The following is a 22,030-nucleotide window of genomic DNA, read 5'->3' on the forward strand; positions in this document are numbered from 1 at the left end:
GCAGAGGGTCGGCGGTTCGAGCCCGTCATCCTCCACCATATTTACCTATAAATGCCGGAGTAGCTCAATTGGTAGAGCACGATTGAATAATCTCCTTGAATAAACTTCAGCATACTGACCGAGCTGCTGCTTGCATAAGCTTTCTGAGGTCAGGATGACGGCAAAGAAATCAGCGTGTTCAAAGTTTATATTTTTCCAAACTATATGCCGGGGTAGCTCAATTGGTAGAGCAACTGACTTGTAATCAGTAGGTTGGGGGTTCAAGTCCTCTCGCCGGCACCATTTTTCTTTCATCTTAGGATGAGCCATTAGCTCAGTTGGTAGAGCATCTGACTTTTAATCAGAGGGTCGAAGGTTCGAGTCCTTCATGGCTCACCATTTTAAATGAATATGCGGGTGTGGCGGAATTGGCAGACGCACCAGACTTAGGATCTGGCGCCGCAAGGCGTGGGGGTTCGACTCCCTTCACCCGCACCATTTAATTTTCATATGCGGAAGTAGTTCAGTGGTAGAACATCACCTTGCCAAGGTGGGGGTCGCGGGTTCGAATCCCGTCTTCCGCTCCAATTTTTTTAAGCCGGGGTGGCGGAACTGGCAGACGCACAGGACTTAAAATCCTGCGGTAGGTGACTACCGTACCGGTTCGATTCCGGTCCTCGGCACCATTTAAGTTTATTAAATTCATATGCGCCCTTAGCTCAGCTGGATAGAGTGTTTGACTACGAATCAAAAGGTCGGGAGTTCGAATCTCTCAGGGCGCACTTTTACGGGAAGTAGCTCAGCTTGGTAGAGCACTTGGTTTGGGACCAAGGGGTCGCAGGTTCGAATCCTGTCTTCCCGACCATTCTTTACTTATAACTTTATGGGGCCTTAGCTCAGCTGGGAGAGCGCCTGCTTTGCACGCAGGAGGTCAGCGGTTCGATCCCGCTAGGCTCCACCAAAAATTTTAATTATTTTATTGACACAGTATTAACACTCTGTTAATATAATAAAGTCGCACAAACGACATGAAATTGTTCTTTGAAAACTAAACAAACAAGACGTGTAAACAAACAAAAAAATTATTAGTGGATCTTTCGTATGAAAGTGAAGCTAAGCCAACGTAACAAAATGAGCTAATCAACTTTCTTGGAGAGTTTGATCCTGGCTCAGGACGAACGCTGGCGGCGTGCCTAATACATGCAAGTCGAGCGAATCAATAGGAGCTTGCTCCTGTTGGTTAGCGGCGGACGGGTGAGTAACACGTGGGCAACCTGCCTGTAAGACTGGGATAACACCGGGAAACCGGTGCTAATACCGGGTAATCCTTTTCCTCTCATGAGGAAAAGCTGAAAGTCGGTTTCGGCTGACACTTACAGATGGGCCCGCGGCGCATTAGCTAGTTGGTGAGGTAACGGCTCACCAAGGCGACGATGCGTAGCCGACCTGAGAGGGTGATCGGCCACACTGGGACTGAGACACGGCCCAGACTCCTACGGGAGGCAGCAGTAGGGAATCTTCCACAATGGACGAAAGTCTGATGGAGCAACGCCGCGTGAGCGATGAAGGCCTTCGGGTCGTAAAGCTCTGTTGTTAGGGAAGAACAAGTACCGGAGTAACTGCCGATACCTTGACGGTACCTAACCAGAAAGCCACGGCTAACTACGTGCCAGCAGCCGCGGTAATACGTAGGTGGCAAGCGTTGTCCGGAATTATTGGGCGTAAAGCGCGCGCAGGCGGTCCTTTAAGTCTGATGTGAAAGCCCACGGCTCAACCGTGGAGGGTCATTGGAAACTGGGGGACTTGAGTGCAGAAGAGGAAAGCGGAATTCCACGTGTAGCGGTGAAATGCGTAGAGATGTGGAGGAACACCAGTGGCGAAGGCGGCTTTCTGGTCTGTAACTGACGCTGAGGCGCGAAAGCGTGGGGAGCAAACAGGATTAGATACCCTGGTAGTCCACGCCGTAAACGATGAGTGCTAAGTGTTAGGGGGTTTCCGCCCCTTAGTGCTGCAGCTAACGCATTAAGCACTCCGCCTGGGGAGTACGGCCGCAAGGCTGAAACTCAAAGGAATTGACGGGGGCCCGCACAAGCGGTGGAGCATGTGGTTTAATTCGAAGCAACGCGAAGAACCTTACCAGGTCTTGACATCCTCTGACACTCCTAGAGATAGGACGTTCCCCTTCGGGGGACAGAGTGACAGGTGGTGCATGGTTGTCGTCAGCTCGTGTCGTGAGATGTTGGGTTAAGTCCCGCAACGAGCGCAACCCTTGATCTTAGTTGCCAGCATTTAGTTGGGCACTCTAAGGTGACTGCCGGTGACAAACCGGAGGAAGGTGGGGATGACGTCAAATCATCATGCCCCTTATGACCTGGGCTACACACGTGCTACAATGGATGGTACAAAGGGCTGCAAGACCGCGAGGTTTAGCCAATCCCATAAAACCATTCTCAGTTCGGATTGCAGGCTGCAACTCGCCTGCATGAAGCCGGAATCGCTAGTAATCGCGGATCAGCATGCCGCGGTGAATACGTTCCCGGGCCTTGTACACACCGCCCGTCACACCACGAGAGTTTGTAACACCCGAAGTCGGTGGGGTAACCGTAAGGAGCCAGCCGCCTAAGGTGGGACAGATGATTGGGGTGAAGTCGTAACAAGGTAGCCGTATCGGAAGGTGCGGCTGGATCACCTCCTTTCTAAGGATAAAGCTGGACCTGTGAGCCAGACAAAACAGTTTGTGACACGATCTTTGTTTGTTTAGTTTTGAGAGTACAATTCTCTCAAAGCTTTTTTTAATCGTTCTTTGAAAACTAGATAATCGTAATGAAGAAGTCAATGTAAGAACCGAGTCAATGCCATTTTAGTTTTCTCTCTTATGTAAGTAAGAGAATAACCTTTTAGGTTAAGTTAGAAAGGGCGCACGGTGAATGCCTTGGCACTAGGAGCCGATGAAGGACGGGACTAACACCGATATGCTTCGGGGAGCTGTAAGTAAGCTTTGATCCGGAGATTTCCGAATGGGGGAACCCGCTGTTCGTAATGGAACAGTATCTTTACCTGAATACATAGGGTATGGAAGGCATACCCGGGGAACTGAAACATCTAAGTACCCGGAGGAAGAGAAAGCAAACGCGATTCCCTGAGTAGCGGCGAGCGAAACGGGACATAGCCCAAACCAAGAGGCTTGCCTCTTGGGGTTGTAGGACACTCAACATGGAGTTACAAAGGAACGGGGTAGATGAAGCGATCTGGAAAGGTCCGTCATAGAAGGTAAAAACCCTGTAGTCGAAACTTCGTTCCCTCCTGAGTGGATCCTGAGTACGGCCGGACACGAGAAATCCGGTCGGAAGCAGGGAGGACCATCTCCCAAGGCTAAATACTCCCTAGTGACCGATAGTGAACCAGTACCGTGAGGGAAAGGTGAAAAGCACCCCGGAAGGGGAGTGAAATAGTTCCTGAAACCGTGTGCCTACAAGTAGTTAGAGCCCGTTAATGGGTGATAGCGTGCCTTTTGTAGAATGAACCGGCGAGTTACGATCCCATGCAAGGTTAAGTTGAAGAGACGGAGCCGCAGCGAAAGCGAGTCTGAATAGGGCGTATGAGTATGTGGTCGTAGACCCGAAACCAGGTGATCTACCCATGTCCAGGGTGAAGTCCAGGTAACACTGGATGGAGGCCCGAACCCACGCACGTTGAAAAGTGCGGGGATGAGGTGTGGGTAGCGGAGAAATTCCAATCGAACTTGGAGATAGCTGGTTCTCTCCGAAATAGCTTTAGGGCTAGCCTCACGTAGTAAGAGTCTTGGAGGTAGAGCACTGTTTGGACTAGGGGCCCTCATCGGGTTACCGAATTCAGACAAACTCCGAATGCCAAAGACTTATCCGTGGGAGTCAGACTGCGAGTGATAAGATCCGTAGTCAAAAGGGAAACAGCCCAGACCACCAGCTAAGGTCCCAAAGTATACGTTAAGTGGAAAAGGATGTGGAGTTGTTTAGACAACCAGGATGTTGGCTTAGAAGCAGCCACCATTTAAAGAGTGCGTAATAGCTCACTGGTCGAATGACTCTGCGCCGAAAATGTACCGGGGCTAAACGTATCACCGAAGCTGTGGATTGACATCGTAGATGTCAGTGGTAGGAGAGCGTTCTAAGGGCGTTGAAGCTAGACCGTAAGGACTGGTGGAGCGCTTAGAAGTGAGAATGCCGGTATGAGTAGCGAAAGATGAGTGAGAATCTCATCCACCGAATGCCTAAGGTTTCCTGAGGAAGGCTCGTCCGCTCAGGGTTAGTCGGGACCTAAGCCGAGGCCGAAAGGCGTAGGCGATGGACAACAGGTTGATATTCCTGTACCACCTCTTTATCGTTTGAGCAATGGGGGGACGCAGGAGGATAGGGTAAGCGCGCTGTTGGATATGCGCGTCTAAGCAGTTAGGCTGAGAAGTAGGCAAATCCGCTTCTCGCGAAGGCTGAGCTGTGATAGCGAGGGAAATTTAGTACCGAAGTTCCTGATTCCACACTGCCAAGAAAAGCCTCTAGCGAGATAAAAGGTGCCCGTACCGCAAACCGACACAGGTAGGCGAGGAGAGAATCCTAAGGTGAGCGAGAGAACTCTCGTTAAGGAACTCGGCAAAATGACCCCGTAACTTCGGGAGAAGGGGTGCTTTTTGAGGTGAATAGCCTCGAAGAGCCGCAGTGAATAGGCCCAGGCGACTGTTTAGCAAAAACACAGGTCTCTGCGAAGCCGCAAGGCGAAGTATAGGGGCTGACGCCTGCCCGGTGCTGGAAGGTTAAGAGGAGGGGTTAGCGCAAGCGAAGCTCTGAATCGAAGCCCCAGTAAACGGCGGCCGTAACTATAACGGTCCTAAGGTAGCGAAATTCCTTGTCGGGTAAGTTCCGACCCGCACGAAAGGCGTAACGATCTGGGCACTGTCTCAACGAGAGACTCGGTGAAATTATAGTACCTGTGAAGATGCAGGTTACCCGCGACAGGACGGAAAGACCCCGTGGAGCTTTACTGTAGCCTGATATTGAATTTTGGTACAGCTTGTACAGGATAGGTAGGAGCCTGAGAAGCCGGAGCGCTAGCTTCGGTGGAGGCGTCGGTGGGATACTACCCTGGCTGTATTGAAATTCTAACCCGCACCCCTGATCGGGGTGGGAGACAGTGTCAGGTGGGCAGTTTGACTGGGGCGGTCGCCTCCTAAAGAGTAACGGAGGCGCCCAAAGGTTCCCTCAGAATGGTTGGAAATCATTCGCAGAGTGTAAAGGCACAAGGGAGCTTGACTGCGAGACCTACAAGTCGAGCAGGGACGAAAGTCGGGCTTAGTGATCCGGTGGTTCCGCATGGAAGGGCCATCGCTCAACGGATAAAAGCTACCCCGGGGATAACAGGCTTATCTCCCCCAAGAGTCCACATCGACGGGGAGGTTTGGCACCTCGATGTCGGCTCATCGCATCCTGGGGCTGTAGTCGGTCCCAAGGGTTGGGCTGTTCGCCCATTAAAGCGGTACGCGAGCTGGGTTCAGAACGTCGTGAGACAGTTCGGTCCCTATCCGTCGTGGGCGCAGGAAATTTGAGAGGAGCTGTCCTTAGTACGAGAGGACCGGGATGGACGCACCGCTGGTGTACCAGTTGTTCTGCCAAGGGCATCGCTGGGTAGCTATGTGCGGACGGGATAAGTGCTGAAAGCATCTAAGCATGAAGCCCCCCTCAAGATGAGATTTCCCATAGCGCAAGCTAGTAAGAACCCTGAAAGATGATCAGGTTGATAGGTCAGAGGTGGAAGCGTGGTAACATGTGGAGCTGACTGATACTAATCGTTCGAGGACTTAACCAATTTTTAAGGCAACTTGTTTTTACAAACTTCTTCTGCATTATCTAGTTTTGAGGGAATGATACCTCTAAAAAAATAGTCTGGCAGCAATGGCGAGAAGGTCACACCCGTTCCCATACCGAACACGGAAGTTAAGCTTCTCAGCGCCGATGGTAGTTGGGACACGCGTCCCTGTGAGAGTAGGACGTTGCCAGGCAAATCTAAGACAACCAGAAATGGTTGTTTTTTTGTGTTTTCGAAGATCTATGTATGGGTGATCAGTAAATGATAATTGTGCCCATGGAAGAGGAAAAGAGCCTGGGCCGGTCACAAAAAAGAATAATTGTGCCCATACAACAGAAAAAAAGACCATGGACGGTAACAAAGCAGGGCCGCTCCCAACCCCTAATGAAAGCAGTTCATAGCCAACACAAGTCAAAAGCAACCAGAAATGGTTGTTTTTTTTTGTTCTCAATTTCACCCCTACATATTTTAACTAATGTACGTTTCACAATGGCGGGATTTGGAGAAAATCATTAGTAGTGAATCATTGCATCTACATAAAAAATTCAGTATAATTTAGTCAAATATAGTCAAAGTCAGAGAATGGGGGTGGGAAGATGAGAAACATCTCTGATATTATTGAAAAATATCTTAAACAAGTATTGGAATTAAGTGAAAAGGATCTTGTTGAAATTAAACGAAGTGAAATCGCTGATAAATTTCAATGTGTACCATCTCAAATAAATTATGTGATCAATACCCGTTTTACAATTGAAAGAGGATATATTGTGGAGAGTAAACGGGGCGGTGGTGGGTATATAAGGATCATGAAGGTTCAATCCCATGACTTGGCCCATTTAATTGATCAATTGCTCTCACTTATCCAAGGCAGGGTTAGTCAAACAAGTGCAGAGGACGTCATTTTAAGGCTCGTCCAAGAAGAAATTATTTCACAGCGGGAAGCGAAAATTATGTTAAGTGTAATCGATCGTTCCGTTCTTTATATTGATCTTCCATACCGTGATGAATTAAGAGCACGAATGCTAAAAGCGATGTTAACATCTTTAAAATATAAATAAATTTTTTTCTGAGTAAGAGGTGAAAATATGATTTGCCAAGAATGTAATCAAAGACCTGCAGCTCTTCATTTTACAAAAATCATTAATGGTGAAAAGACTGAAGTGCATCTTTGTGAAAAGTGTGCTCAGGAAAAGGGAGAAATGTTCATTTTCAATGGGGAATCTGGTTTTGCTTTTAATAATTTATTAGCAGGATTATTAAATATTGATCCAAACTTTCAAAAGCCAAGCCAAAGTCCCTTCCACCAGGAGGAGATTCTTCAATGTGACTCTTGCTCAATGACTTTTCCACAATTTCTAAAGGTAGGCCGCTTTGGATGTTCCCATTGTTACGAAGCGTTTAAAGAACAACTTATACCAGTTTTAAGACGACTTCATAGCGGGAACTGGACACATAATGGGAAAATACCGAAGAGAATTGGCGGAGGAATCCATCTTCGTAAACAAATTGAAGAATTGAAAAGTAATCTAAAGGATTCAATCCACAATGAAGAATTTGAAAAGGCGGCAGAGATTCGTGATGAAATACGAAAGTTGGAGAAGAATTTAACAGCCAGCCATGAGGGAGGGGAATAACATGTCGCTTGAACGATTTCTAAATCAAGCTGTCAGCTCCTGGATGAGTGCGGAGGGACCGGATTCAGATATTGTCCTTAGCTCCCGGATTCGTTTGGCTCGTAACTTTGATGCTTATAAATTTCCAACCCTTTTTTCACATGATGAAGCAAAATTGATTATTGAAAATATGGAAGAAATTTTAAAACAGTCTCCTATTCAAAAGTTTGGCCAAATGGAATTGTTGAAAATTGAAGAATTACAGCCGCTCCAAAAAAGGGTATTAGTTGAAAAACATATAATAAGCCCTCATCTAGCTGAAGATTCACCATATGGGGCAGTTCTATTAACCGAAAATGAAGAAGTTAGTATTATGATTAATGAAGAGGATCATATTCGGATTCAATGCTTGTATCCAGGTTTGCAATTATCTGAAGCGTTGGATGCTGCGAATGAAATCGATGATTGGCTTGAAAGTAATATTCAATACGCATTTGATGAAAAACACGGCTATTTAACCAGTTGTCCTACTAACGTTGGTACAGGTCTACGTGCTTCGGTCATGATGCACTTGCCAGGGTTAATGTTAACACAGCAAATTAATAAAATTATTCCTGCAATTCACCAATTAGGTCTTGTTGTTAGAGGAATTTATGGTGAAGGTAGCGAAGCATTAGGTAATATATTTCAAATTTCTAATCAAATCACACTTGGTAAATCAGAAGAGGACATTGGCCGTGACCTAAAAGGGGTTGTAAGTCAACTCATTTCACAAGAAAGGTCGGCCCGTGAAGCATTACGAAAAACTTCGAACATACAATTAGAAGACAGGGTATTCAGATCATTAGGTGTGTTATCTAATAGCCGAATTATTGAATCGAAAGAAGCAGCTAGATGTTTATCCGATGTTCGGCTTGGAATAGATATGGGTTATATTGATAAAATGCCTAAGACAATCTTAAATGAATTAATGATATTGACCCAGCCAGGATTCTTACAGCAATATGCTGGGGGTTCATTAAGACCACATGAAAGAGACATCAGACGGGCAGCATTAATTAGGGAACGAATAAAAATGGAGCAAGAAAAATAGTGGGGAGGAAAAGAATATGATGTTCGGCCGTTTTACTGAAAGAGCGCAGAAAGTTCTAGCTTTAGCACAAGAGGAAGCGATTCGTCTTGGTCATAACAATATTGGAACAGAGCACATTTTATTGGGGTTAACTCGGGAAGGTGAAGGGATTGCTGCGAAAGCCCTTTATGGACTTGGGCTAGGTTCTGAAAAAATCCAAAAAGAAGTAGAAAATTTAATTGGCAAAGGACAGGATGCTTCTCAAACCATTCACTATACTCCAAGAGCTAAAAAGGTCATTGAATTATCGATGGATGAAGCACGAAAATTAGGGCATTCTTATGTAGGGACCGAGCATATTCTCCTTGGCTTAATCCGAGAAGGAGAAGGGGTTGCTGCCCGAGTACTTAATAATTTGGGAGTTAGTTTAAATAAGGCAAGACAGCAAGTTCTTCAACTATTAGGAAGTAATGAGTCTGGCGGGCATCAAGGCGGGGCATCAGCAAGTGCTAATACGCCGACGCTAGATAGCCTTGCACGGGATCTAACATCAATTGCCCGCGAAGGAAGCCTGGATCCTGTTATTGGGCGCGGTAAGGAAATTCAACGTGTGATTGAAGTGTTAAGCCGTCGGACAAAAAATAATCCGGTATTAATTGGAGAGCCTGGTGTAGGTAAAACAGCCATTGCAGAAGGACTCGCCCAACAAATTGTCAATAACGAAGTTCCTGAAATTTTGCGTGATAAACGCGTTATGACGCTAGATATGGGGACAGTCGTTGCAGGGACAAAATACCGCGGTGAATTTGAAGATCGTTTGAAAAAAGTCATGGATGAAATTCGCCAAGCAGGAAATATTATTCTTTTCATTGATGAGTTGCATACATTGATTGGTGCGGGTGGTGCAGAAGGGGCTATTGATGCTTCCAATATCTTAAAACCATCGCTTGCTCGTGGAGAACTCCAATGTATTGGAGCAACCACACTGGATGAATATCGCAAATATATCGAAAAAGATGCCGCTTTAGAACGACGATTCCAGCCAATTCGTGTCGATGAACCAACAGCGGAAGAATCAATTCAGATTTTAGAAGGGTTACGTGACCGGTATGAAGCCCATCACCGTGTCTCCATTACAGATGAAGCGATTAAGGCAGCTGTTAAACTATCAGACCGCTATATCTCTGATCGCTTCCTGCCAGATAAAGCGATTGATTTAATCGATGAAGCAGGTTCCAAGGTACGTCTTCGTTCCTTTACCACTCCACCTAATTTAAAAGAATTAGAAGTGAAGCTTGAGGAAGTACGAAAGGAAAAGGATTCTGCAGTCCAAAGTCAAGAATTTGAAAAAGCGGCTTCTTTACGGGATACGGAGCAGCGTTTGCGTGAACAACTAGAGGAAACAAAGAAGAACTGGAAAGAAAAGCAAGGGAAAGAAAACAATGAAGTAACAGTTGAAGATATTGCAAGTGTTGTTTCAAGCTGGACCGGTGTCCCTGTTTCCAAGCTAGCTCAAACAGAGATGACGAAGCTGCTTAATTTAGAGGAAGTTCTCCATTCTCGTGTCATTGGCCAGGAGGAGGCTGTTAAGGCAGTATCTAAGGCTGTCCGTCGTGCCAGAGCAGGATTAAAAGATCCAAAACGGCCAATTGGCTCCTTCGTTTTCTTAGGACCGACTGGTGTAGGGAAAACAGAATTAGCCCGTGCCCTTGCTGAAGCCATGTTTGGTGACGAGGATGCGATGATTCGGATTGACATGTCCGAGTATATGGAGAAGCATTCTACCTCTCGTCTTGTTGGTTCACCGCCAGGATATGTCGGCTATGAGGAAGGCGGACAATTAACAGAGAAGGTTCGCAGAAAGCCATATTCCGTTGTTTTGCTTGATGAAATTGAAAAGGCACATCCAGATGTATTTAATATCCTTTTGCAGGTTCTAGAAGATGGCCGTTTGACTGATTCAAAAGGAAGAACAGTAGATTTCCGTAATACCGTCTTGATTATGACATCCAATGTTGGTGCTGAAGCATTAAAACGGAACAAGTATGTCGGCTTTAATATTCAGGATGGCGAACAGGATTATAAAGACATGAAGGGGAAAGTAATGGGCGAATTAAAGAAAGCCTTCCGCCCTGAATTCTTGAACCGTATTGATGAAATTATTGTTTTCCATGCGTTGGAGAGAAAGCATCTTGAAGAGATTGTAACTTTACTTTCAGAGCAGTTAATTAAACGCTTAAAAGAGCAAAATATTTCTTTAGAATTAACTTTAGCAGCAAAGGAAAAAATTTCTCAGGAAGGTTATGACCCTGAGTATGGGGCAAGACCATTGCGCCGTGCGATTCAAAAGCATATTGAAGACCGACTTTCAGAAGAACTATTAAAAGGAACATTATTAACAGGTCAGCATGCGGTGATCGATGTTGATAATGGAGAATTTATTGTTCGAATGGAAGAGAAAACAAGTTTGGTAAAATAGAAATGTAATCAATTAGTGTTGCTATACCATGAGAGGTACACGTTAATAAAGCTAAACCGTGTACCTCTTTTTTTAATTATTTGTAATGTTTCAACGAGAGGATCGAAGTAGAATGGCAAAACGTAAGACAAAGTTTATGTGTCAGGAGTGCGGGTATGAATCTCCAAAGTGGATGGGGAAATGCCCTGGCTGCGGTGAATGGAATAAGATGGTCGAAGAAGTTGAAGTAACTGGTGCAACAAGAAGAGGGGCATTCGCCCATTCCCAAGGCGGATCAGGACTGTTAACCAAACCAATGCCGATCAATTCCATTGAAATGGAGAATGAACCAAGGATTCAAACGGACTTAAATGAATTAAACCGGGTACTTGGCGGGGGTGTGGTCAAGGGATCCTTAGTGCTGATTGGCGGAGACCCTGGAATCGGTAAATCAACGCTTCTGTTACAGGTATCATCGCAATTAGCGAATAAAGGAAATAAGGTTTTATACATATCTGGTGAGGAATCATTACGGCAAACAAAGCTTCGTGCGGAGCGATTAGGAATATCCTCTGAAAATCTCCTCGTTTACTCTGAAACGAATCTTGAGGAAATTAACCGGACCATTGATAGTACAAATCCAAGCTTTGTCATTATTGATTCTATCCAAACGGTATTTCACCCAGATGTGACAAGCGCGCCTGGGAGTGTCTCACAGGTGCGTGAGTGTACCTCGGAATTAATGAGAATTGGGAAAACCAAAGGGATTGCGATCTTTATTGTTGGACACGTAACCAAAGAAGGATCGATAGCCGGCCCTAGGCTGTTAGAGCATATGGTGGATACCGTCCTCTATTTTGAAGGTGAAAGACATCATACCTATCGGATTTTACGGGCAGTTAAAAACCGTTTTGGTTCAACCAATGAAATGGGAATCTTTGAAATGAAAGAATTCGGTCTTGAAGAAGTGGCAAATCCCTCCGAGATATTTTTAGAAGAGCGTTCACGAGGTGCTGCTGGCTCAACGGTGGTCGCATCGATGGAAGGGACAAGGCCGGTCCTCGTTGAAATTCAAGCGTTAATTTCCCCCACTAGCTTTGGGAACCCAAGAAGAATGGCCACAGGAATTGACCATAACCGTGTGCCGCTTTTGATGGCGGTATTAGAAAAGCGAGTTGGGATGCTTCTTCAGAATCAGGATGCTTACCTAAAAGTTGCAGGAGGCGTAAAATTAGATGAACCAGCAATTGATTTAGCCGTTGCTGTCAGTATTGCGTCAAGCTTTAGAGATAAACCAACAAGACCAACCGATTGTATTATTGGAGAAGTCGGGTTAACCGGTGAAGTAAGAAGGGTTTCAAGGATTGAGCAGCGTGTCCAGGAAGCGGCCAAGCTAGGATTTGAGCGAGTCATTCTACCAGCTAATAATCTTAGCGGCTGGAAGGGCCCAAACGGAGTTGAACTCATTGGTGTGAAGTCAGTGAGCGAAGCATTAAAAGCAGCGTTAGGAGTGTAGCAGATGGAGAGTAAAAAGCTTGGTGAGCATACCGTAAGTGAAGTTTTACAGTTCCTTGCACCTGGTACACCCATTCGCGAGGGAATCGACAATGTGCTCCGTGCGAACACAGGCGGGCTTATTGTCATTGGTTTTAACGAAAAGGTAAAAAGTATCGTTGACGGCGGCTTTGAAATCAATTGCCCATTTTCGCCCAGCTTTTTATATGAACTAGCAAAAATGGACGGGGCCATTATCCTCAATGAATTAGGAAATAAAATTCTTTTTGCCAATGCCCAGTTAGCCCCTGATTCCGATATACCTTCTTCTGAAACAGGGATGCGGCACCGCACAGCAGAAAGAGTAGCGAAACAAACAAAAGCTCTAGTGATTGCCATTTCCCAAAGAAGAAATGTCATTACCCTGTATCAAGGGAATTTTCGCTATGCATTAAAAGATATTGCGGTAATTTTAACAAAAGCCAATCAAGCCATTCAGACGCTTGAGAAGTATAAAACCGTTTTGGAACAAAGTATCAGCAATTTGAGTATCCTAGAGTTCGAGGAATCCGTAACCTATAACGATTTTTTACTTGTTCTCCATCGTTTTGAAATGGTCTTAAAGATTAAGAATGAACTTCTAACCTATTTACATGAGTTAGGAACAGAAGGTCGTCTCATTCGTTTACAATTGAATGAAATATTAACAGATCTCGAAGACGAGACAATGCTCATTATTAAAGATTATGCCTTCGACAGAGACATCAAGGCCAGAGAAGTGATTGGACGGATGCAGGCCATGGCTACGAGCGGTACCATTGAGGATATGGTCTTATTAAAATTGATGGGATACCTTGGCTATGTGCACCTTGATGAGAATAAAAGTCCGCGCGGCTACAGAATTCTTAATAAAATTCCAAGACTTCCATCCATCATTATTGAAAATCTCATCAGCAGTTTTGGTGAGCTTTCAAAAATAATAACCGCAACAGTGGAAGAACTTGATGATGTGGAAGGAATCGGGGAAGTTCGTGCCAAAAAGATTAAGGAAGGCTTTAAATTGATCAAAGAGCGGTTATACACCGATCGCCATCTATAAAAGCAATTATATCTAGGTTCCTAAAAGTTAAAAAAATCCAATTGTTTGACAGAAAAATTATCCAATGCTACCCTAGGGGAGAATCTTCAACCTATTAATTTTCACTAACAAATTAAATTTAATACGTTTTTGTAATCGAAAAATAATCTGTAAATTAAGGTTTCATTTCCATGAATATGTTTATAATGAATAGAGGAGGTGAAGGAATGTTAAAACGTATTGTGCAGGCTTGCTTCCTCATTATAGGTGGTACGCTTGGTATTTTGTTATTACCGGAATTGTTCAATTTACTTCATATCAATGACATTCCCTTAATTAACAACTCGTATATCACTGCTATTATAGGTGCTATTATTTTTTATCTTATTACCTTTTGGGCAGTAGATTATGTTTTTAACTTTATTAAATGGGCTGAAGATTCTTTAGTGAAAGTTCCTGTAACAGATGTCCTTTTTGGTAGTGTAGGTCTATTCTTTGGATTGTTGGTTGCGTTTTTAATCGGCTTTGCCCTGAATGCCGTGCAAGTCCCAATATTAAATGCTGTGGCTCCGATATTACTGACCATTTTGTTTGGTTATCTCGGCTTTCAGGTGGGCTTCAAGAAGAGAGATGAATTATTAGGTCTTTTTGGAAACCGCGGTAACAAGAAAAAATCCAGTGAGGAAGAGAATGATAAGGAAGTTAATCATCCTTTGAAAATATTAGATACGAGCGTTATCATTGATGGGCGCGTTGCTGATATTTGTCAGACTGGATTTTTAGAAGGAACGATTGTTATTCCACAGTTCGTCCTTGAGGAATTACAGCATATTGCCGATTCTTCCGATGTGTTAAAACGAAATCGCGGCCGCAGAGGCTTGGATATATTAAACCGAATTCAAAAGGAACTCGCCATAAAGGTAGAAATTTATGAGGGCGATTTTGAGGAAATTAGTGAAGTGGACTCAAAGCTCGTTAAATTAGCTAAAATAACCAATGGCATCTTGGTCACGAATGATTTTAATCTGAATAAAGTCTGTGAATTGCAAAATGTATCTGTGTTAAACATCAATGATTTAGCAAATGCCGTCAAGCCTGTTGTCCTTCCTGGTGAGGAATTAACCGTTCAAGTCATTAAGGATGGAAAAGAATATCATCAGGGCGTTGCTTATTTAGATGACGGAACGATGATTGTGGTCGAGGAAGGTAGAGAGTATATCGGGAAAAGAATCGAGGTTCTCGTAACGAGTGTTCTCCAGACATCGGCAGGACGAATGATATTTGCCAAGCCCAAATTATTAGAAAAAGCACTTTAGCTTAAAAAGCGGAAGCGCCTTGCTCAGGGGCGACAAGCATAAGACGAGCCGGCGGGAAGGTCGTTCTTTGACCTTCCCGCTGGATTGGCTGTAGACCATAGAGCCTTTAGGCGCTCCTCAGAAAAGCTAACGCTTTTCTTTCGTGCGAGGCTTCGCTCCGAAGCATAATCTTATGGAGCTAGATTAGATATTAGATAGAGTGGGGTAATGATATGACCTACCAAGTCATTCTCCCGGCAGCGGGCCAGGGAAAAAGAATGGGAGCAGGGAAAAATAAGCTTTTATTGGAACTTAACGGTATTCCTGTTCTAATCCATACATTAAGGGTGTTTGAACAGGATGAAGCTTGCAGCGGGATTATTTTAGCGATTCACCCACAGGATAAACCAGAATTTCAAGTGTTACTCGATCGGTATCATGTGACGAAGGTAAATAACTTAGTACCGGGTGGAAATGAACGTCAAGATAGTATTTATAATGCACTTAAATCAGTCGAAACCGACGGGATTATTCTTGTGCATGATGCGGCACGTCCTTTTATCTTAAAAGAACATATCCACCGTTTAATTGAAATGGCTGAAGAAACAGGTGCAGCTATTTTGGGAGTGCCGGCAAAAGACACCATGAAAAAGATAAATGATGGTGTGGTAGTTGAAACTGTCGAACGTTCAAGCTTGTGGGCTGTTCAAACCCCACAAGCTTTTCGCATTTTGCTGCTTAAGGAAGCGTATGAAAGGGCCGAAAAGGATCATTTTCTGGGGACCGATGACGCTAGTTTGGTTGAGCGGCTTCACTATCCTGTTGCGGTGGTAGAAGGCGATTACGATAATATAAAACTAACCACACCAGAAGACTTGTTCTTTGCTGAAGCGATAATAGAAAAGCGGAAGCGCCTTGACCAGGGAAAAAAGTAGTTCATTTTTTCCTAGGCGCTCCTCGAAAAAGCTATCGCTTTTCCTTCGTGCGATGCTTTGCTTCCGAAGCTTATTCTTGTGTAGCTAGACAATAGAAAAAAAGGGGTTTTTAATGATGTTTCGAATTGGTCAGGGCTTTGATGTCCATCAATTAACAGAAGGGCGCCCGCTAATCATTGGTGGGATTACAATCCCTTATGAAAGGGGTTTGCTAGGTCATTCAGATGCTGATGTGTTATTACATACGGTTTCCGATGCCTGCCTTGGTGCGATTGGGGAAGGCGATATTGGCAAACACTTTCCGGATACCGATCCAAATTTTAAAGATGCTGACTCCGCGAAGCTGATGGAGCATGTATGGCAATTGGTGAAAAATAAAGGGTACGAGCTTGTGAATGCCGATTGTACAATTATTGCTCAACAGCCAAAAATGGCACCCTATATTGAGCAAATGCGCGGTAGGATTGCGGAATTACTAGAGGCAGCACCTGAACAAGTCAATGTAAAGGCGACAACAACAGAAAAGCTAGGCTTCACTGGCAGAGGGGAAGGCATTGCCTCCCAGGTGGTTGTATTGTTAAAAAAGGTTAACAATTAACCTTTTACAGTGAAGGGCACAATGATACAATGAATCAGATAAAAACATATGGTAAAGCTGTCTAGCTCCAGCTCCTAGGGGCTTTTGCTTTTCGAGAATGGAGGCATTATAGTTATGTCAAACGAAGTTCGTGTAAGATATGCTCCAAGTCCAACGGGACATTTACATATTGGAAACGCCCGTACTGCATTATTTAATTATTTATTTGCACGCCATCATGGCGGGAAATTTATTATCCGAATTGAAGATACCGATAAAAAGCGGAATATTGAAGGCGGAGAAGAAAGCCAGTTAAAATATTTAAAATGGCTTGGGATGGATTGGGACGAGAGTGTCGACGTTGGCGGCGAATATGGTCCCTATCGCCAATCTGAGCGTAATGATCTTTATGAAACCTACTACAACCAATTATTAGCAAATGGCCATGCCTATAAATGTTATTGTACAGAAGCTGAGATTGAAGAAGAGCGGGAAGCCCAGAGCGAAAGAGGGGAAACACCACATTATTCTGGTAAATGCCGTCATTTAACCGATGAACAACGCCGTCAATTTGAAAGCGAAGGCCGCCAGCCAAGCATCCGCATCCTCGTACCTGAAGGGAAAACCTATGCGTTTGATGATATGGTCAAAGGCAGCGTTTCGTTTGAATCGGAAGGGATGGGTGATTGGGTCATCATTAAAAAGGATGGCACTCCGACCTATAACTTTGCTGTAACAATTGATGATTATTTAATGAAAATCTCTCATGTACTCCGTGGCGATGATCATATTTCTAACACGCCAAAGCAATTGATGGTCTATGAAGCATTAGGCTGGGAGCCGCCAATTTTTGGACATATGACTTTGATTGTCAATGAAAGCCGCAAAAAGTTAAGTAAGCGTGATGAGTCCATCATTCAGTTTATTGAACAATATGAAGAATTGGGTTATATTCCAGAAGCATTATTTAACTTTATCACCTTACTCGGCTGGTCGCCGGCAGGTGAAGAAGAAATTTACTCTAAGAACGAGTTTATTGAAATATTTGATGCGAATCGCCTTTCCAAATCCCCAGCATTATTTGATAAGCAAAAGCTGTTATGGATGAATAACCAATATATGAAAAAAATTGAGATGAACCGTGTAGTTGATCTGGCTATGCCTCACTTAATTAAGGCAGGCCGAATAAGTGAAAGCATGACAGATGAACAGTATCAATGGCTCCAAGGACTTGTAGCTCTTTTACAGGAAAAAATGAGCTTTGGTGCTGAAATCGTGGAATTATCAGATATGTTCTTTCAAGAGGATGCCATCTATGAAGAAGATGCGAAGGAAATTTTAGCAGCAGAAACAGTCCCAGAAGTGTTAAGGGCATTTTCACATGAACTTGACCAACTGGAAAATTTCCGCGCTGATGGTATAAAGACAGCCATGAAGGCAGTTCAAAAGTCGACCGGTCAAAAGGGGAAAAATCTATTTATGCCAATTCGTGCGGCGGTAACAGGTCAAACACATGGACCAGACCTGCCAATGGCAATTGAACTTTTAGGTAAAGATAAGGTTCAAACGAGAATTAATAAAATTATTAGTTAACATTGGGGAAGAAATGTAATATAGTAGAGTAAACAATTATATAGTTACTAAAGTGTAGAAGAGGATAAGTAAAAAAAGGATGCTTTAAAGAGAAAACCATCACCGGCTGAAAGTGGTTTAAGCCTCTCGTTTTTTGAAATGCACCTCTGAGCCCTGTTTCGAAAAGAGTCAACTTCTAGTAGAAATGGGCGGAACCTATCCGTTAACAGGTAGAGTGAGACCCATATTAAGCTTTCCGTTACCAAAACGAGCTTTTCGGTCTAATCAGAGTGGAACCGCGCATAAGCGTCTCTGTCGTTAAGACAGAGGCGCTTTTTTGTTTACCAAACAATAGGGGGAGAATGGAAATGTTCAAGAAGTTGAGGGAGGACGTTGAGGTTGTTTTTGAACAAGATCCTGCAGCAAGAAGTTATTTAGAAGTCATCTTGACGTATTCAGGCTTGCATGCCATTTGGTCACATCGATTCGCGCATGCACTCTTTAATCGGAAATTCTATTTTCTAGCCAGGGTTATTTCGCAAGTAAGCCGGTTTTTTACCGGAATTGAAATTCATCCTGGGGCAAAAATAGGCAGAAGATTTTTTATTGACCATGGTATGGGCGTTGTTATAGGGGAAACGTGTGAAATTGGGGATAATGTAACTATATATCAAGGGGTAACACTTGGTGGAACGGGTAAAGAGAAAGGAAAGCGGCATCCGACAATTAAGGATAATGTCCTGATTGCCACAGGTGCAAAGGTGCTTGGTTCGATAACCGTTGGAGAAAATTCCAAAATTGGCGGCGGCTCGGTTGTTTTGATAGAGGTACCCCCTAACTCAACGGTAGTTGGGATTCCAGGGAGAGTGGTGATCCAGGATGGAAGAAGAATTACAAGAGATTTGAACCACTGTGACTTACCAGACCCTGTAGCAGACCGCTTAAGGGAAATGCAAAATGATCTGGATAAATTAATGCACGAACTCGAAGAATTAAAAGGAGAAAGGATAAAAGTCAATGGCCATTCAACTTTATAATACACTAACGCGCAAAAAGGAAACATTCGTACCGCTCGAAGAAGGAAAAGTGAAAATGTATGTTTGCGGTCCGACGGTCTATAATTATATTCATATCGGTAATGCACGTCCGGCAATCGTCTTTGATACCGTTCGGCGCTATTTGGAATATCGCGGCTATGATGTTCAATATGTTTCCAATTTTACCGATGTCGATGACAAATTGATTCGGGCAGCCAATCAGTTAGGAGAAAGTGTTCCGGCGATTGCGGACCGATTTATCAATGCTTATTTTGAAGATGTGACGGCATTAGGCTGCCAAAAGGCAGATGTTCATCCACGGGTAATGGAAAACATGGACATTATCATTGATTTTATTAATCAATTAGTCGAAAAAGGCTACGCTTATGAATCTGCAGGGGATGTTTATTTCCGGACAAGAAAATTCGATGAATATGGTAAGCTATCGCATCAATCCATTGATGACCTGCAGGTAGGTGCAAGAATTGAAGTCGGCGATAGGAAACAAGACGACTTAGACTTTGCCCTATGGAAAGCGGCCAAGGAAGGCGAAATCTTCTGGGAGAGTCCGTGGGGACTTGGCCGGCCGGGCTGGCATATCGAGTGCTCGGCAATGGCGAAAAAGTATCTTGGCGAAACCATTGATATTCATGCCGGTGGACAGGATTTGACCTTCCCGCATCATGAAAATGAAATTGCCCAGTCAGAAGCACTGTCAGGAAAATTATTTTCTCGTTACTGGATGCACAATGGCTATATCAATATTGATAATGAAAAAATGTCTAAATCATTAGGAAATTTCGTCCTTGTTCATGACATTATTAAAAAACATAATCCGCAAGTGTTACGGTTTTTTATGTTATCCGTTCATTACCGCAATCCGATTAATTACAGCGAGGAATTACTGGAGAGTACGAGAGCAGCATTTGATCGCATAACCACCTCTTATCAAAACTTAAAGCATCGGAAAGAAGCGAGTACTGACTTAACAGGTTCGAATCAGGTATGGCTTGAAGGTATTGCAAAAAGGCAAGAGGAATTTATTGAGGCAATGGATGATGATTTCAATACAGCTAAAGCTATTTCCGTTTTATTCGACCTTTCAAAACTGGCTAATTATTATCTTTTAGAAAAAAATACAGCTGTAGAAGTCATTGATTCCTTTACAAAACAATTTGAAAAGTTATTCCATGTCTTAGGGCTGACATTTGAAAAAGAAGAAATGCTCGATGAAGAAATCGATGCGCTGATTGAAAAGCGAATCCAAGCTCGAAAAGACCGTAATTTCCAATTGTCTGACCAAATAAGAGATCAGCTAAAGGAAATGAATATTATTTTAGAAGATACACCGCAGGGTACAAGGTGGAAAAGAGGCTAATTCATGCTTGAATATGAAAATACAGTGGATGTTAAACAATTGAATAGTCTCGCTCTTGCCTATATGGGTGACGCGATTTATGAAACCTATGTAAGGCGCCACCTTCTCTACAGCGGTAAGGTAAGACCGAATCAGTTACACCGCACCGGGACCACTTACGTGTCGGCAAAAGCACAAAGCCAAATTCTTTTTCAAATGATGGATCATAAACTGCTGGATGAAGAAGAATTAGCGGTGGTCATGCGCGGTAGAAATGCAAAATCAGGCACTGTTCCTAAAAATACAGATGTCCAAACTTATCACTACAGTACAGCATTTGAAGCATTGATGGGTTATCTGTATTTAACGAGTAAAAAAGAACGTTTAGAAGAGCTTATTAGCAGGGCATTTTCATATGTGGAGCAAAGAAAGGAGGAACGCTAGGATGGAACAACAAGAATATATTGTAGGCAAAAATCCAGTCATCGAAGCGCTTAAATCAGAAAGGGATATTAATAAAATATTAATTGCCGAAGGATCGCAGCGTGGGCAAATGCAGCAAATTACGCAATTAGCAAAAGAAGCAAATGTGATTGTTCAATTTGTTCCTAAGAAAAAAATTGACCAAATCGCGGATGAAAATCATCAAGGAGTTCTTGCCTATGTTGCTGCCTATCAATATGCGGAAATGGATGATTTGTTTGCAGCAGCAGAAAAGAAAAATGAACCGCCATTCTTTTTATTGCTGGACGAAATTGAGGATCCTCATAACCTTGGGTCGATCATGAGAACAGCCGATTCAGTCGGTGCACATGGCATCATTATTCCAAAGCGTCGGGCTGTCGGCCTAACAGCAACAGTTGCCAAAGCTTCGACAGGTGCGATTGAATATATCCCAGTGGTCCGTGTCACTAATATGGCGCGAACCATCGATGAACTTAAGGAACGAGGTATTTGGATTGCCGGAACAGATGCAAAAGGCAAAGATGATTACCGAAGATTAGACGGGACGCTGCCACTGGGCTTGGTGATTGGCAGTGAAGGAAAAGGCATGGGAAGACTCATCCGCGATAAATGTGATTTTCTCATTCATTTGCCAATGGTTGGTAAAGTAACCTCGTTAAATGCTTCTGTTGCGGCGGCTTTACTGATGTATGAGGTATATCGAAAACGACACACACTTGAGGGATAGTAATGGATATCCTGCTTGTGGACGGTTACAACATCATCGGAGCCTGGCCTGAACTAAGAGCTTTAAAGGATCATGATTTACCTGCTGCACGGGACCGCTTAGTGGAAAGAATGGCTGAATACCAAGCCTATTCAGGCTTCCGTGTGATTGTGGTATTCGATGCCTATTATGTACAAGGGACGGAAAAGAAGTATAAAAATCATAAAATAGAAGTTATCTTTACGAAAGAAAATGAGACGGCAGATGAGCGGATTGAAAAAATGGCCATTAGTTTAAGCAATCGAAGAACACAAATTCATGTAGCGACTTCCGACTTTACAGAGCAATGGGCTATTTTTGGACAAGGGGCATTAAGGAAGTCTGCACGTGAATTGCTCATTGAAATGTCTTCGATTGAAAGAGGCATCGAAAAGAAAGTGAAAACCATTCGAGAAAAAAGACCCGTTTCTAAAATAAAGATGAGTACGGAAATGGCAGAAATTTTCGAAAAGTGGCGCAGAGGACAAAAGTGAACGTGGACTTATAAAAAATTGTCA

General features: G+C 43.6%; 15 protein-coding genes, 9 tRNA genes, 3 rRNA genes and 1 other annotated feature (1 of these 28 cut by a window edge). All 27 genes read left to right on the top strand.

The features are described 5' to 3' along the window. Window positions 1-38: transfer RNA gene (locus CCK98_RS01190), tRNA-Val, on the top strand; it begins 38 nt to the left of the window's first position. Between the two features lie 168 nt (window positions 39-206). After that, window positions 207-282: transfer RNA gene (locus tag CCK98_RS01195), tRNA-Thr, on the top strand. Window positions 283-302: 20 nt separating this feature from the next. Continuing rightward, window positions 303-378 (top strand) — tRNA-Lys (locus CCK98_RS01200). Window positions 379-392: 14 nt separating this feature from the next. Beyond that, window positions 393-477, top strand: a tRNA-Leu gene (locus tag CCK98_RS01205). 14 nt (window positions 478-491) lie between these two features. Further along, window positions 492-566, top strand: a tRNA-Gly gene (locus tag CCK98_RS01210). 10 nt (window positions 567-576) lie between these two features. Beyond that, window positions 577-665: transfer RNA gene (locus CCK98_RS01215), tRNA-Leu, on the top strand. Window positions 666-687: 22 nt separating this feature from the next. After that, window positions 688-761 (top strand) — tRNA-Arg (locus tag CCK98_RS01220). Between the two features lie 6 nt (window positions 762-767). Then, window positions 768-844 (top strand) — tRNA-Pro (locus CCK98_RS01225). 20 nt (window positions 845-864) lie between these two features. Beyond that, window positions 865-940: transfer RNA gene (locus CCK98_RS01230), tRNA-Ala, on the top strand. Between the two features lie 185 nt (window positions 941-1,125). Next, window positions 1,126-2,675: ribosomal RNA gene (locus CCK98_RS01235) — 16S ribosomal RNA — on the top strand. Between the two features lie 204 nt (window positions 2,676-2,879). Then, a 23S ribosomal RNA gene (locus tag CCK98_RS01240) occupies window positions 2,880-5,814 on the top strand. A gap of 76 nt (window positions 5,815-5,890) precedes the next feature. Next, window positions 5,891-6,007, top strand: a 5S ribosomal RNA gene (gene rrf, locus CCK98_RS01245). Together the 16S, 23S and 5S rRNA genes with 9 tRNA genes alongside form the textbook arrangement of a ribosomal RNA operon. Window positions 6,008-6,410: 403 nt before the next feature. Next, window positions 6,411-6,872, top strand: coding sequence for a CtsR family transcriptional regulator (locus CCK98_RS01255; RefSeq protein ID WP_088084955.1), 462 nt, complete (start codon window positions 6,411-6,413; stop codon window positions 6,870-6,872). A gap of 27 nt (window positions 6,873-6,899) precedes the next feature. Further along, window positions 6,900-7,448, top strand: coding sequence for a UvrB/UvrC motif-containing protein (locus CCK98_RS01260; RefSeq protein ID WP_088084956.1), 549 nt, complete (start codon window positions 6,900-6,902; stop codon window positions 7,446-7,448). A 1-nt stretch (window position 7,449) separates the two neighbouring features. Next, on the top strand, window positions 7,450-8,520 hold the full coding sequence (locus CCK98_RS01265) for a protein arginine kinase (protein WP_088084957.1): 1,071 nt from the start codon (window positions 7,450-7,452) through the stop codon (window positions 8,518-8,520). 16 nt (window positions 8,521-8,536) lie between these two features. Next, window positions 8,537-10,978, top strand: coding sequence for an ATP-dependent protease ATP-binding subunit ClpC (gene clpC / locus CCK98_RS01270; RefSeq protein ID WP_088084958.1), 2,442 nt, complete (start codon window positions 8,537-8,539; stop codon window positions 10,976-10,978). A 112-nt stretch (window positions 10,979-11,090) separates the two neighbouring features. After that, a complete protein-coding gene (radA, locus tag CCK98_RS01275) occupies window positions 11,091-12,473 on the top strand; it encodes a DNA repair protein RadA (protein WP_088084959.1) in 1,383 nt (460 codons plus the stop codon). Window positions 12,474-12,476: 3 nt separating this feature from the next. Continuing rightward, window positions 12,477-13,550 (top strand): DNA integrity scanning diadenylate cyclase DisA, encoded by a 1,074-nt coding sequence (gene disA, locus CCK98_RS01280; RefSeq protein WP_088084960.1) that lies wholly within the window; start codon window positions 12,477-12,479, stop codon window positions 13,548-13,550. Between the two features lie 206 nt (window positions 13,551-13,756). Beyond that, on the top strand, window positions 13,757-14,845 hold the full coding sequence (locus CCK98_RS01285) for a PIN/TRAM domain-containing protein (RefSeq protein WP_088084961.1): 1,089 nt from the start codon (window positions 13,757-13,759) through the stop codon (window positions 14,843-14,845). A gap of 212 nt (window positions 14,846-15,057) precedes the next feature. Beyond that, window positions 15,058-15,759, top strand: a complete 702-nt coding sequence (gene ispD / locus CCK98_RS01290; protein WP_088084962.1) for a 2-C-methyl-D-erythritol 4-phosphate cytidylyltransferase — start codon at window positions 15,058-15,060, stop codon at window positions 15,757-15,759. A gap of 115 nt (window positions 15,760-15,874) precedes the next feature. Beyond that, window positions 15,875-16,357: a 2-C-methyl-D-erythritol 2,4-cyclodiphosphate synthase gene (gene ispF, locus CCK98_RS01295; RefSeq protein ID WP_088084963.1), complete on the top strand. Its 483-nt coding sequence runs from the start codon at window positions 15,875-15,877 to the stop codon at window positions 16,355-16,357. Window positions 16,358-16,471: 114 nt separating this feature from the next. Then, entirely contained in the window at window positions 16,472-17,929 is a 1,458-nt protein-coding gene (gene gltX, locus CCK98_RS01300; protein WP_088084964.1) for a glutamate--tRNA ligase, read from the top strand. A 46-nt stretch (window positions 17,930-17,975) separates the two neighbouring features. Then, window positions 17,976-18,225, top strand: a binding site (T-box leader). A 51-nt stretch (window positions 18,226-18,276) separates the two neighbouring features. Further along, window positions 18,277-18,945 (top strand): serine O-acetyltransferase, encoded by a 669-nt coding sequence (gene cysE, locus CCK98_RS01305; protein WP_088084965.1) that lies wholly within the window; start codon window positions 18,277-18,279, stop codon window positions 18,943-18,945. After that, window positions 18,926-20,323: a cysteine--tRNA ligase gene (gene cysS, locus CCK98_RS01310; RefSeq protein ID WP_088084966.1), complete on the top strand. Its 1,398-nt coding sequence runs from the start codon at window positions 18,926-18,928 to the stop codon at window positions 20,321-20,323. The genes cysE and cysS overlap by 20 nt, the downstream gene beginning before the upstream one ends. A gap of 3 nt (window positions 20,324-20,326) precedes the next feature. Continuing rightward, the gene (locus CCK98_RS01315; RefSeq protein ID WP_088084967.1) at window positions 20,327-20,746 is read left to right on the top strand and encodes a Mini-ribonuclease 3; all 420 of its coding nucleotides are present in this window, start codon (window positions 20,327-20,329) and stop codon (window positions 20,744-20,746) included. 1 nt (window position 20,747) lies between these two features. Beyond that, window positions 20,748-21,494, top strand: coding sequence for a 23S rRNA (guanosine(2251)-2'-O)-methyltransferase RlmB (rlmB, locus tag CCK98_RS01320; protein ID WP_088084968.1), 747 nt, complete (start codon window positions 20,748-20,750; stop codon window positions 21,492-21,494). Between the two features lie 2 nt (window positions 21,495-21,496). Beyond that, window positions 21,497-22,006, top strand: a complete 510-nt coding sequence (locus tag CCK98_RS01325; protein WP_088084969.1) for an NYN domain-containing protein — start codon at window positions 21,497-21,499, stop codon at window positions 22,004-22,006. The last annotated feature ends 24 nt before the right edge of the window (window positions 22,007-22,030 follow it).

The organism is Bacillus sp. OV166, assembly GCF_900177675.1.
GTDB lineage: Bacteria > Bacillota > Bacilli > Bacillales > Cytobacillaceae > Neobacillus.